The following is a 13,181-nucleotide window of genomic DNA, read 5'->3' as shown; positions in this document are numbered from 1 at the left end:
CATTGGAGGTCAAAAATTGGATTTTCAAAAAGTTAAGTTAAACAATAACTTTAATATTCATATTGTTCAATATAAAAACTTGTATTCAAATTCGTGTAGTAGTTTTGATTTATATAATTGGTCAGATTGGTTGAATAAGCTTCAAATACCAATGATTAATGAAGATAAATATAAACGTGGCCTATGCGTATACGGTGATTTTGAAGATATAGAAAAAGACAATCAAAACATTAGTAAATATCGTAGTGATGCTACTTTAATTAACCGAAGTGCAATCACATTAGATTATGATGAAATCAAAGATTTTAGAGGTCTATATGAAGTGCTGAAAGCTAAATTGGAACATGTATCTTGGGTATTTCATACAACGTATTCATATACTGCCGAAAAGCCTCGTATTCGCCTTATAGTACCTTTAAATGAGCCAGTGAGTGCATCAGACTATCGGAAATATTCAAATGGATTAGCACGTTATATTGGTTATCCAGTAGATGAATCTAGTTTTGTACCATCACAATCTATGGCGTTACCAGTCAAAAAATCAAAGGATTCAATTTACATTTTTAAATATAATGACGCACCAGCAATAAAAAAAGAAGAATTAAACAAGATGGTAGTTAATGATGAACCTGTAACAGTGAAGTATTCAAATCAATTTAATAAACGTGATAGTTCATATTGGCGCGAAATTGCATTTGGAGTAGGTGAAGGTGAACGCAACCAAACATTAGCTTCTTTAACAGGGTACCTATTGCGTCGTTATGTAGACGCTAATCTTGTTTACGGATTGGTAAGTGCATGGGCGATGACTTGCAGGCCACCAATTGAACAAAAGGAAGTTAATCGTACGTTTAAAAGCATTTTGAAGAAAGATAGTAAGAACAAGTAGGGAGGTTTTTATTTGGAAGATGTAACCAACGAAGAAGTATTTGAGTTGATTGATGAAAATAATTATTTGGCCAATAGTGATGATTGGCGTAGTAAATTAAGACGATCAGCCACAACACAAGCCCTTAAAAAGACCACTGCAAACGCAGAATTGATAATGGAAAATGATGAAAGTTTAAAAGGGTTAGTACAATACGATTCCTTTGAAAAAATTACTAAACTAAAACGTCTACCATATTGGCGTACCAACGATGATAATAATTATTATTGGGCTGATATTGATACAACTCATGTCATTTCTCATATAGATAGATATTATAATGTGCAATTTAGTCGTGACATTATGGATAGTGTCATTGAAAAAGAAGCTTATCATAATAAATTCCATCCTATTAAGTCGATGATTGAATCTAAATCATGGGACGGCATTGAAAGAATTGAAACATTATTTATTGATTATTTAGGTGCAGAAGATAATCATTATAATCGTGAAGTGACTAAAAAATGGATGATGGGTGCGGTTGCTAGAATTTATCATCCTGGTATCAAATACGATTCCATGATTATTCTATATGGCGGGCAAGGTGATGGCAAGTCTACGACAGTAAGTAAGTTAGGTGGTCATTGGTATAACCAAAGTTTAAAAACGTTTAAAGGTGATGAGTCCTATAAAAAAATACAAGGTTCCTGGTTGTGTGAGATAGAAGAGCTCGCAGCATTTCAAAAGTCTACTATTGAAGATATTAAAAGTTTCATTAGTGCGATTGTAGATATTTATAGAGCTTCATATGGTAAACGTATTGAGCGACATCCACGCCAATGTGTGTTTATAGGTACGACAAATAATTATGAATTTCTAAAAGACCAAACAGGTAACCGTCGTTTCTTTCCTATTACGACAGATAAAAATAAAGCAACTAAAAGTCCATTTGACGATTTAACACAAGACATTGTTCAACAAATGTTTGCTGAAGCTAAAGTTTATTTTGATGATGATCCAACCGATAAAGTATTGTTATTAGATAAAGAAGCTAGTGAAACAGCATTGAAAGTCCAAGAAGAGCATTCTGAAAAAGATGCTTTAGTCGGTGAAATTGAAGAGTTTCTTGAGCGTCCTATTCCATCTGACTATTGGTATAGAACATTAGAAGAAAAAAGAAGATATGCTCACGATGTTATAGACCAAGATTATATTAAATTATATGGTGACGGTAAATTGATTGAATTACCAAATACAAAACCAGGTGCTCATGTATGGCGTGACAAAGTATGTAGTATGGAAATTTGGAAAGTGATGATGAAACGAGATGACCAACCACAACCACATAATTTAAGGAAGATTGATAAAGCATTAAGAAATACACGATATTGTGGACAAAGCAAGTCGCGTTATAGATTCGGTGAAGGTATAGGCAGACAATATGGTTTTCAAATTGATTTGTCCTCTTATTATCGAGATTTAAAAAATGAAAATGACGATAAAGGGACAACGGGACAGTAATAGGACAGTTGTAGGACACATTCAAGCTATTGTGACAGTAAGTGCCATGCTACAAGTGTCCCTGTGTCCTGCTAACTTTAAGTTAAAGTTTTATAAAATATATATATCAAGAACCCAAAAAATATATATAAGTGTAGACCTAAACCGGTGGGACAACGGGACAAAGAACCTTAATACATTGGGAGAGTAGCAATAACAAGTGTACTAAATGCGTCCTGCAACTTACTAATAATAGGACGGTAGGACACCTATACAATTTTAGGAGGAATACAATGAATAAGAATGAATTAAAATCAAAAATTTTAGAATATATAGAATCACACGATGGAACTACTTTTGTAGAAATAGAAAATGTATTCGAAGAAAATAACTTTAATTATAAAGGTGATGGGGCATATACAAGCGGCCAACATCCAAATGTGGTGTTTTGGATTGGATGGAACCAAGAAGCATTTAATATAATTGCTGAACTTAAACGAGATGGATTAATTGAGATGGATATTTGTCCACCAATTATTTATCTAGTTGATGGTAAAGGGTTGGACTTACCGATAGTGAAGTCTAAATATATTAAAACAGATCATTGGTTGCCCATTGCATTTAATATTTGTAAAAAAGAAATGGAGTGTGTCTAATATGAACGTTGAAATTATAGCAAATGAATTTGAAACTAGGGCAGCAACATTATTAAGATATTTTACGGGCTTATGTGAAAGTAGTTATAAATTACCTTTTGCATTTAAGATTTATAATGATCCATTTAATACTGTGTATCTAGTAAGCAAAGGGAAGATGTACGCTCATGTGTTAATAAAAGATTGTGAAGTGAGAAAAACTTTTGAGATTGCCTCAGAAAAGCATACTGAGAAGCTTATAGAGAGCATTGAGGGATATTATGCTGGTTATGATTTACATGATGGTACACATGACACTATAAGCGATATGATGGCTAGTTTCATGTTTGATAATGAGTATTTCATGTATGGCCTAGAAACCTTTGCAGAAAGTAATAATACTGATATGTTCGACTACATGAGTAAAGATTTCAATATAGATGAACTTGAGGGCGTTCAATCTAGTAATGCTGATGTTATAGGTAATATGGAGGCATTGTATCAGTTAGCTACTGGAATTAATGAACCAGCACCAGAATTAGTTGAGGGTTTGAAAATCATTACTGAGTTTATCCAGAATGAGAAAGCGAATGAAGATGATAGTAAGGCATTGATTAAGCGATTGAATGAATTGAAACAGTCTTATTATGATGGTGTGAAAGCGTAAATTTTTAGGTCATGCACTTAGTAGGTGCATGGCTTTTTTATATGTAAATCGTAATTGTTAAGATTTGTTAATGATTTCGAATTGAGTTTAGGTAAAAACGAACATTAGTTCTATAAAAGAAAGTGTGTGAAATTGTATGAAAAGTAGTATAAACGCTTTATTTATAGTGTTAAATGGAATGTTAAGAAGTTATATAAACGTTACTAAAATAAGAACATTTGTTTGTTATTTAGGTGTAAATTTAGTATAATAGTGTTATAGAAGTAATTATACTTTTATGTAGATTGGTTAGTTTCTTGTTCTCTGAAATTACGAATACAATAGTTAAAAAATGCAAATTCACTAGATTTTCATTTATTACCTCCTCATTTAATTAGGTCTGCTCAATTAAGAATGAAATGAGGATAAAACAATGACAATAACAATTGAAAAAGAATTAACGAACGATCATATCAGAGTATTAAACGTATTACGCAACACTAAGCACGAGATTATTACTAAGCAAAATATATTTAATCAATTGAATATGGAATTTAACCGAAACAACGACAGATGGTTAAGAAATACGATTAATAGTTTAGTAGTTGATTATGGTTATCCAATCGGATATAGCTATAAAAAGGATGCAAGAGGTTATTTCATGGTTAAATCTGAGGAACAGAAAGAATTAGCCTTAAGAAGTATCAAGCGTCATATCGAAGGTAGTTTAAAGCGATATGAGGCGTTAAAGAAAACTGAGATTTAAGGTGATGTAGTGAGTGCAGCGATTGAAATTATTCAAGAGAAAGTTAGCGATTACGAATTGTTCACTAGATTTAATACTTACTACATTCAATCAAGAATAGCACTCATAGAAAGCGATATAGAAGATATGTATGGCCGAACTACACCTAGTTTATGTAGTGATACTGTATCAGAAAGTATTTACTATGAGAGTTATTCCGTTGAAAATCTAGCAATCGCTATATTAGAAGAACGTCAGAAATTGGAACGGTATAAGAGTAGAAGTCAAAGAGATTTAAACGCCTTTTATACTGTTCTAGGGCGTTTCTCTACTAAAGAACAAAAGTATATAAAAAACTATGTTAATACACACTCAGAGGCTCATATGAATGTGATAGAGCGTTTTAAGATTGAACTATACAAATATATTCAAACAAATAGAAATGAGCGTAATAAAGGTATAGAAAACAATTATTCATATCTAAATGACAAGCATCAAAAATTAAAGACTTATCCTCATAAGTTGACGCTTAACCAAGAGAAAGCACTCAGGGAAAAAGAAGATGGTGCTACTGAAAAGAATATGAATAATGATGAGTTTGTAGCAAAGTTGAATGATCTAGATAAGAAATCATTTAAAGAATTTATTTATAACAGAAATGAAAATAATATCGACTTTGAGAAAGTCTTAATATTACTGCAAACTATACCGAAACGATTACCACAAAAAGAGATTAAAAAGCCATATAACTACATAAGAGAAATAGGCTTAAAAACTAATTGAAACGAGGGACTTAATTGAAAACTGCAAAATATTTTGATGAATACAACGAATATGTCACAGGTCAAAGAGAGAATATCAATAAAATTGAAAATGAGCGTCAAGAGTTATCGCAACGAATTAAAGAAGATAAAGCAAAATATAAAGAATTAATTGCTAACTCACAAGATGACGAGGCTGACGCACTCTATACTACATTTGATAGTAATGAGAAGAAATTGAAAGCCTTAGAGAAACGCTTATCGACTAAAAAAGAAGTATTTGATGAAGCTAGACGTAAAAAGGCAATTGAACTTATTAAACATCAAGCAGATTTACCTCATTTGTACAAAAAAGACAAAGAACGTATATTAGCAAAATTTGAGCCAATCGTTGAGGAATATAACAAAGTAGTAGATGAAATCGCAGCATTAAATGATGAATATGAAATAGAATTTGATAGATTTGTTCGAGTTTATGATAAAGAAAACTTTGAAGAAGATAAAGAAGTAAGAGCAGAAATTAAAAACTATTTCAGTCCTATTAAGTATTCAAATTATGTGAGCGGAAATGAGCTACCAATCATTGATATTAGAAATAAAATGAAATTAAGAGGTGCTAAATAATGGCTAGAAAATACAATTTAGATAAGGTTAGTAATTATCTTTTAACTGAAACAACATTATCGGCAGATGAATGTCACAAAGTATTAGATGTAGTAGAAGAACAATTTTCCCAAAATATTCAGCAACAACGAAAAGATGAACTAACTCAACAGTCACAAAGAGACAGAAACCTTATGAAAATGTTCGAAGAAAATCGAATAGTTAAATAATAAATATCTTGCCTATCCTTAGCGGTAGGCTCATTTTATTTGTGAGGTGCATACATGAACCTTAAAAGAGTGAAATATCCACTAATCTATCATGAAAATAAAATATCTGAGTACACATTGCTAACGGAATATAACCCTAAGTTTATCAATACTAAAATTAAGGCTATCACTATGCAAATAGAGATGATGTATCACCTAAACATCTCCCACATGACTACTAGTGAAGTTCATGGCGTTATAACTATCTCATATCCCTTAGAGAAGTTAGCAATTACTATTATAGAAGAAAAGGAAAAGTTAAAGTATTTCAAAATGAAATCTAATAGCAATATGCAGCAATTAAAACAAGTTATTAAGCGATATACACCAGGTGAACAAAAGGAAATCATGTATTATATGCAGTCCAATGGTTCGACAATAGATTATGACCTCATAGAACGCCTACAACGTGACTTATATAAGATAAGACGAAAGTAAGTGTAAGGGCATGAGTTACGATAGAGAGGCTATCAAGCAGTTTATAAGTGACTACTCAAAAGAGAACCATGATACTACATATAATGATGAAAATACCAATATAGATGATTTCTTTTCACTGAGTGATGAAGTCGAACCCTTTGCACTAAACGAGAATACTGGAAACCAAGTGTTTTTTAATGAATTAGATCAACTTATTTATGCAGTAGGAACTAGAAGGGAATACTACATATTTTTCTTACTATGTGAAGGAAAATCAATGAATGAAATTGCAAAGATATTCAATTTAAGTAGGGAAAGAATACGTCAGCTATTGAATGGTTTATTAGACAAATTAGAGGAGGGATAACATGAGTGATTTAAACCCTAGACAAGAAAAGTTTATATCTGAATACCTAAAGACGTTGAATGTAACACAAAGTGCAATTAAGGCTGGTTATAGTCCTCATACTGCAAGTGTACAAGGTAGTAGATTGCTAAAGAATGAGAAAGTGGCTAAGTACATTGATGAGCAACGTAAGAAAGTGATTGATGAGGGCGTACTATCAGCTAACGAACTACTTCATATTCTAAGTAATGCAGCAGTAGGTGATGAGAGTGAAGTGAGAGAGGTTGTCGTTAAACGTGGTGAGTTTCAACGCAACCCCGATACTGACAGAATGAACCTAGTTTATAACGAACATGTAGAAATGGTAGAAGTACCTATTAAGCCTAGTGACCGTTTACGGGCTAGAGATATGTTAGGTAAGTATCATAAGCTATTTATTGATAAGAAAGAATTATCTACGGACACACCGATTTTTATTAATATAGGTGAGTGGCCGGAAGATGAGGGAGAAGAAAAACGGAAAGCATTAGATGAATTACATGAGCAACACCCTAACAGAACAATGATTATTAATGATTTACCATTAGAGGACTGATAACCATGAGTGATACTGCCGATAAATTAAATATGATAAGCATTGAAGATATGTATAACAGAGCGATGTCGATAAAGAAATGTTCCGTCATCTATTACGATGATCTGATGAATGATAAAGAGCGTACAGTGTGGCATACATTGAGTAAAACGCAAAAAGGATTAGGAGTAATACTACCGTTTAACTTAATGATTGCTAGAAATGGTGCAGATAGGCGCATAGTACCATCTATAAAATTGAATGATGATAGGATATTTATTTATAATTAAAAAAGTTGAATAGTGGTATAAGTGAAGTAGAGATATTAAAGGGGATATGTCTATGGAATTGATAGGAAAATTAGTAAACTTTATTATGAGTACTATTTCTAATTGGATAGGAAGTAACGAATTGATAAGAGATGTTTTCAAGATTAAAGATAATAAAAAACAATAAATAATGAGATAGTTCAAACGTCACTTATTAAGTGGCGTTTTTGTATTGATAAAATACTTTTTAAATACATATTGTAATAAATTTTAACTCGGGTTAGCCTATTGTTGGAGGTGCTAAAATGAACTATAAAATCGAAGTTTTAGATGATTGTAATGTGATTTATGTTAGAAATAAAGGTAAGTATGGTAGTAATAGGAATTATGAAATGATGAAAAATTTTAAAGAGTGGATTAAAGAAAATAGTTATTGGAGATATGTTGAAACTAACGGAATATTAGGTGTAGCATTAGACGATCCGCAAATTGTCGAAGAAGAATCATGTAGATATGATTTAGTATTAAAAATAGACGAAGATGTAAAGATAAATGATTTTATAAATTCTCGAAGTTTTACGGGAGGAAAATATGTTGTTTTTGCAATACCTCATACAACAAAAGACGTGAAAGACTTCTATTCTAATTTACCAGACATTATAGATAACAATAAGTTAAGAGTAAAAAATGAACCTATATTAGAGCGTTATAAGGAAGAAGAGGGAAAAGATAAGTATTGTGAAATACTAATACCAGTTTTATAATTCTGAGAAGCGTCCTGTGTTGCAGTGGGAAATACATTGTAAATTCATCTTTACATACTAGTAAAAACTTTTAACAATTATTTAATAGACATTATCTACAAAAAAAGAGATAATAATTTCCAGAGGCTAATATAAAGCCTCAGCTGTCCTATTTTATTAAATGAAACCCTTAGCTATACGTGGATATGTAATGGTTAAAAGAGGCTAACCTTAATGGTTGGTCTCTTTTATATATACAAAAAACCTCATTAATCAATTGACTAATGAGGAGAGTTTATTTTATGAGCATAATCTATTATACCCATGCTTAAATTAATATAAACATGTTTTATCTTGTTATTCTGTGATTATTCATGACGAAACACATTTTTTAAAGACGCTGAGAGACGTATTCTAATGCAGCGAGAAATAGGAATACGTACAAATATATTGATCGCTACAAATACAAGAGTGGAATTTTACATGTAAAATCACTATATGTAATCAAATATTAATAGTAGAAAAACAATAATGAATATGTAATAATTAACAAATGAGGTTACCTTTGTAATAGACTTTTCTTACATTATATCCTTTTCGTCTATTGATACAATTCATTCTTACTTAGGTAATCTCTAACTTTGTTAAGTATACGGCATAAGACTCGAGGGGCTGAGTGCCCCTTTTTTATACTATGAATATTGACTATGATGGTGAGTATACATTGATTGAAATATAAAAAATTGGTTTTTAAAAATATGATTATGTGGTAAAGTATATACACGTTGAAATTCCCTTCAACATATTGAAATGTTTATCTTAAGACATTTTAAACTTTTCCTTTTATTGAGGCAAATCTTAGTGATTGCTTCAATTTTTATGTTATAATTTATCTACTCTCGAAATGAGAGTTTTGTCTTTTAGATAAGTTTCTTAAAAAAGGTGTAAGTGCAATTACAATCTTTTGAAAACATTCTCCTTGAAAGATACTTTCCAAACCCCTTTCGCCACATCTTAATTGATGTGTTTTTTTTAGTTTAAATGAGAATGCAAATAATGTAATATTTAAAATCAAATTTATTTAAAAAACAGAGGGCAAAAAAAGGGCATAATTCTGAAACAAAAGGCAAGGTTATGAAATTAAATCTAATGAATAATCAGCTATAATAAGCGATATGATAGTCTTTTGATAGTTTCTGATGTATTATAAAATTAAATCTATGATTGAGTGGGAATAAGAGATAAGAATGATGAAACCCTCTAGCCGTTGCGGTTAGAGGGTTTATTTTGGTTTTATTCAGTTGTAGGTTTGGTCCATTTCATTAAAAGTTCTTTATTATCTAGGGTGTCAATATTGGTATCAACCGTAACGAAACCGAGTTTTTCATAAAAATGAACGGCTTTTTTATTCTCGGCGAATACCTTTAATGTTAATTCTGCATGTATTGTCATTAAATGATGCATTAACGCTGTGCCAATGCCTTCATTTCTATGTTCAGTTTTGACAAATAATCCTTTAATGTAATTACCTTCTAATCCGCAAAAAGCTACAATAAGATTATTCTTCTTATAGACGTATATATTGGCTTCTTTTACTGACTTCAACATATTGCTATAGTTATCAATCCAATAACGACTATTTATAAAAGTATGAGAATCTATATTTGCGTTTAACCAGATATTAGCTAATACTTTCAAGGTTTTCCGCTTTTTCTTTTCTAAATGTTCTATCAATATTAACACCTACTTTATAATATGTATGAATTTCGAACGTATGGGTATGTATATGCGATCAATATAAAGTCTTCATTAGACAAATACCCTTTTTCATAGGTAAATAAATAGAACATACATTAATTAATGAAAATAATTGAGGACTATAAAACAACGCATTTCATTATTAGTGAAAATAAAGCGCGCAGTAAATTTCTATAATAGAAGACATACCACGCGCTTGTTATAATTATGAAAATTTAACTCAATAAAAATGGTGAGGTAAATATAATTAATAAAATAATGTTACAAATAAACAAAATGATATTAAGTATAAGGCGCATACCTAATAATAAACATAATGTATTGAAAATAAGTGTAAGGAAAATGATTAAGGCGCCAGGCCAATACCAAAAATTGAAGATAGTTTGATTATATAAATTGGTAAAAAGGGTAGTGTAGACAATAAAGACGTTCACAATTGTCATCACTACAGAAATAAAAGTAAAGCGTGTGTGGTGCTGCATATAGATGTCCTCTCTGTGATGTTGTTTAGTTATATTTTTTAATATAACTTTTCTCTAAAATGTTGTTGGTCTATTGCAATAAAGTGTTACAAAGTATATTATCAGTGAGAGTGATTAGATTTACAACCTTTAATTAAAGGTTAAGTATCATTTATGTAGAATTAAGCACTTTTTTTAAAAGATTTAAGCGTTTTCACAGAATTGTTACATGCACACACTCAAAAATGTGTTATTTTATAGATAACTAAAAAATTCATTTTATCCACTAACGTTTAATCGAGTTATTTCTCGGTTAAACGTTTTTTCTTCAGCAATAAAAAAGTAAGTTAGCTTCTTAAAAAAACTAACTTACTTTTAATAGATTCTATGTGCGTTATTTAGGACTTATTTTTTAGTTAAGTCGATGATGAATTTAACAAGATCAATAATACCAGAAATGATTCCCATTTTGAGTACCTCCTTATTAAATGTTAAATACAGTATAACGTGCGCTTTTAAATAAAAGGGTGATAATCCCTAAGTTGTGGAAAGCGCTTCATAACCGACCATTTTCTGATAACTTACGACAGTGATTCATGCCTAAGTGTAATAGTTTAAGAATTTAAGGTTTACACTCTATTATATTCATCAATAACGTCAAAACCTTAATATTACTCAGCCTAGCCACGATAAATGTTTGACATTTAGGTATTATTTTCATATATTGTAGGTATTACGCGAATTTTTTTACATAAGTCTTTATCAAGCAATTATGCAAGGATGTTTCATACTATAATACATCCATTGTTTAATTGAAGGATAAGAAATATGTTATATAGAAATTATCGGCACAACCACAAATTCTAAAAGACTAAATTAAAATAATAGATAACACTAGATAGTCTTATATACATAATCAGAAGGTAGCTTATAAAAAACATTTATAATATATTCAAATGAGTTCTAAAGAAGCCTGCGATAGTTAGTTGAAACCTTAAATGATAGGAACCAAACTAGTCTGTTGCAGGTATTTTCGTATATAAATTTAAATATTAAATTAGTTTGAAAAATGGAGGATTAGCAATGTTAAGTTCAAGTTTATTATTAACATTATTTTTTATAACGCTTGTCATTGCAGTGCTAAGTGGACTGATTTTTTTAATTCCTTCGGTCCCTGTACAATACATACGTTTACATTTAATTTTACTCTTATTACCTGTCATCGTAGGAGTGATTGGTTTAATTACCATTCAAGATAGAGAAGTGGTAGGCATATTTGCATTAGATAAACTTGCTTGGTTAGTAGGTGCTTTTGTATTAGCCTTAGGATTTATCATTCAAAAGTTCTCAATGCGTTATTTACTAGGAGATCGTAACTATCGTAAATATTTCACACTCTACACCTTTACGACAGTATTTGCTTCAATTGGTTGGCTAAGTAATGATTTACGATTAATGACATTATGTTGGGGACTTACGTTATTTTGCTTAACTCAATTGATTCGTCTTAACCGCTCATGGAAAGTGCCTGCAGAGGCAGCCAAAGTTTCTGCGCGTTCATTTATTATCGGTTGGCTCGCTTTATTATTAGCAGTGATCTTATTGTATGTAGGAACTGGAGAATGGGCGATTAATCCAACGCAAAATTACGATTTCGCAATAGGTTATGGCATGAAGTTGCTAATAGACTTATTGCTTGTGCTTGCCGTCATTATTCCAGCAGCGCAATATCCATTCCAAAGTTGGTTAATTGAATCAGTAGTAGCGCCGACACCTGTATCTGCCATTATGCATGCAGGTATTGTAAACGCTGGTGGTATTATTTTAACTCGTTTTTCACCAGTATTTGATAACCATATTGCGTTAACAGTATTGCTAATTATCTCAAGTATTTCCGTATTAATTGGTTCAGGAATTAGTTTGGTCCATGTAGACTATAAACGCCAACTCGTAGGTTCTACGATGAGCCAAATGGGCTTTATGCTTGTGCAATGTGCGCTAGGTGTTTATTCAGCTGCGATTATTCACTTAATTTTACACGGTGTATTTAAAGCAACTTTATTCTTACAATCAGGTTCAATTGTGAAACGCTTTAACATTCCTACGCCGCCTAACGTTAAGCGCTCATATGCTTGGACAGTATTAGGACGCGCACTTGCGATTATTATTGCAATTATCTTTTTCATGACAAGTAAGCACAATGCTTACACTTTAATTAGTGCATTCATTTTAGCTTGGTCATTATCTGTATCTTGGAACCAAATGGTAGCATTAAATCGAGGCGTTATGGGACGTATTATCGGTATTGCTATGCTCGTTATCGTAGCATTCGTTTATGTCATCACACATCAAGTATTTGTGGACATTTTAGATAGTGTTTACATGGTGCCATCTCATCCACCATTATTCAGTGCCATTCTTTGTATCGCAATTCTAGTATTAGGTAGTGTCTTCAGTATTTGGGTCGCACGCCGTCGTACATCGACTGCTTTTGCCAAAGTTTATTTATGGCTCATTAAGATCGGTGAAGCTAAATTTAAATCCGTCGAAAGCCATCCTAACTATTTGAAGAAATATTTATAA

At 31.3% G+C, this 13,181-nt stretch carries 16 protein-coding genes; 14 read left to right on the top strand and 2 right to left on the bottom strand.

All coding sequences use genetic code 11. The annotated features are described in order from the left end of the window. The first annotated feature begins 16 nt into the window (after positions 1–16). The 13 genes from E2558_RS11215 (at position 17) to E2558_RS11150 (ending at position 8,400) form a co-directional block, all read left to right on the top strand. The gene (locus tag E2558_RS11215; protein ID WP_126564644.1) at positions 17–889 is read left to right on the top strand and encodes a primase alpha helix C-terminal domain-containing protein; all 873 of its coding nucleotides are present in this window, start codon (positions 17–19) and stop codon (positions 887–889) included. Between the two features lie 12 nt (positions 890–901). After that, complete coding sequence (locus tag E2558_RS11210; protein WP_126564645.1) at positions 902–2,389, top strand: virulence-associated E family protein; 1,488 nt, start codon at positions 902–904, stop codon at positions 2,387–2,389. Between the two features lie 272 nt (positions 2,390–2,661). After that, complete coding sequence (locus E2558_RS11200) at positions 2,662–3,024, top strand: pathogenicity island protein (RefSeq protein ID WP_126564647.1); 363 nt, start codon at positions 2,662–2,664, stop codon at positions 3,022–3,024. 1 nt (position 3,025) lies between these two features. Continuing rightward, positions 3,026–3,670 carry a pathogenicity island protein gene (locus E2558_RS11195; protein WP_126564648.1) on the top strand — a complete coding sequence of 215 codons (645 nt, stop codon included), beginning with the start codon at positions 3,026–3,028 and terminating at the stop codon, positions 3,668–3,670. A 412-nt stretch (positions 3,671–4,082) separates the two neighbouring features. Next, on the top strand, positions 4,083–4,415 hold the full coding sequence (locus tag E2558_RS11190; protein WP_002476284.1) for a hypothetical protein: 333 nt from the start codon (positions 4,083–4,085) through the stop codon (positions 4,413–4,415). A 9-nt stretch (positions 4,416–4,424) separates the two neighbouring features. Then, the gene (locus tag E2558_RS11185) at positions 4,425–5,177 is read left to right on the top strand and encodes a hypothetical protein (RefSeq protein ID WP_070687832.1); all 753 of its coding nucleotides are present in this window, start codon (positions 4,425–4,427) and stop codon (positions 5,175–5,177) included. Positions 5,178–5,191: 14 nt separating this feature from the next. Next, complete coding sequence (locus E2558_RS11180) at positions 5,192–5,779, top strand: BAR domain-containing protein (protein WP_126564649.1); 588 nt, start codon at positions 5,192–5,194, stop codon at positions 5,777–5,779. Continuing rightward, positions 5,779–5,988: a hypothetical protein gene (locus E2558_RS11175; protein WP_126564650.1), complete on the top strand. Its 210-nt coding sequence runs from the start codon at positions 5,779–5,781 to the stop codon at positions 5,986–5,988. Before E2558_RS11180 ends, E2558_RS11175 begins: the two co-directional genes overlap by 1 nt. A gap of 54 nt (positions 5,989–6,042) precedes the next feature. Further along, the gene (locus tag E2558_RS11170; protein WP_126564651.1) at positions 6,043–6,465 is read left to right on the top strand and encodes a pathogenicity island protein; all 423 of its coding nucleotides are present in this window, start codon (positions 6,043–6,045) and stop codon (positions 6,463–6,465) included. 10 nt (positions 6,466–6,475) lie between these two features. Beyond that, positions 6,476–6,814: a sigma factor-like helix-turn-helix DNA-binding protein gene (locus tag E2558_RS11165; protein ID WP_126564652.1), complete on the top strand. Its 339-nt coding sequence runs from the start codon at positions 6,476–6,478 to the stop codon at positions 6,812–6,814. 1 nt (position 6,815) lies between these two features. Then, the gene (locus tag E2558_RS11160) at positions 6,816–7,388 is read left to right on the top strand and encodes a terminase small subunit (protein ID WP_126564653.1); all 573 of its coding nucleotides are present in this window, start codon (positions 6,816–6,818) and stop codon (positions 7,386–7,388) included. Positions 7,389–7,393: 5 nt separating this feature from the next. Continuing rightward, positions 7,394–7,657 carry a hypothetical protein gene (locus E2558_RS11155; protein ID WP_126564654.1) on the top strand — a complete coding sequence of 88 codons (264 nt, stop codon included), beginning with the start codon at positions 7,394–7,396 and terminating at the stop codon, positions 7,655–7,657. Between the two features lie 284 nt (positions 7,658–7,941). Beyond that, positions 7,942–8,400: a GyrI-like domain-containing protein gene (locus tag E2558_RS11150; protein ID WP_002488641.1), complete on the top strand. Its 459-nt coding sequence runs from the start codon at positions 7,942–7,944 to the stop codon at positions 8,398–8,400. A gap of 1,272 nt (positions 8,401–9,672) precedes the next feature. Here the strand turns inward: E2558_RS11150 and E2558_RS11145 are convergent. Together E2558_RS11145 and E2558_RS12625 are read right to left on the bottom strand one after the other, a co-directional pair. Continuing rightward, positions 9,673–10,113, bottom strand: a complete 441-nt coding sequence (locus E2558_RS11145; RefSeq protein WP_126564655.1) for a GNAT family N-acetyltransferase — start codon at positions 10,111–10,113, stop codon at positions 9,673–9,675. An 890-nt stretch (positions 10,114–11,003) separates the two neighbouring features. After that, complete coding sequence (locus tag E2558_RS12625; RefSeq protein ID WP_103329523.1) at positions 11,004–11,066, bottom strand: alpha family phenol-soluble modulin; 63 nt, start codon at positions 11,064–11,066, stop codon at positions 11,004–11,006. Between the two features lie 615 nt (positions 11,067–11,681). Between E2558_RS12625 and E2558_RS11130 the strand changes: the two genes are divergently transcribed. After that, entirely contained in the window at positions 11,682–13,181 is a 1,500-nt protein-coding gene (locus E2558_RS11130) for an NADH dehydrogenase subunit 5 (protein ID WP_126564657.1), read from the top strand.

The sequence above is a fragment of the Staphylococcus pragensis genome, from assembly GCF_004785665.1.
Lineage (GTDB): Bacteria > Bacillota > Bacilli > Staphylococcales > Staphylococcaceae > Staphylococcus > Staphylococcus pragensis.
The sequence above is the reverse complement of the archived record's forward strand: the minus strand, read 5'-3'. Positions and strand labels throughout refer to the sequence as shown.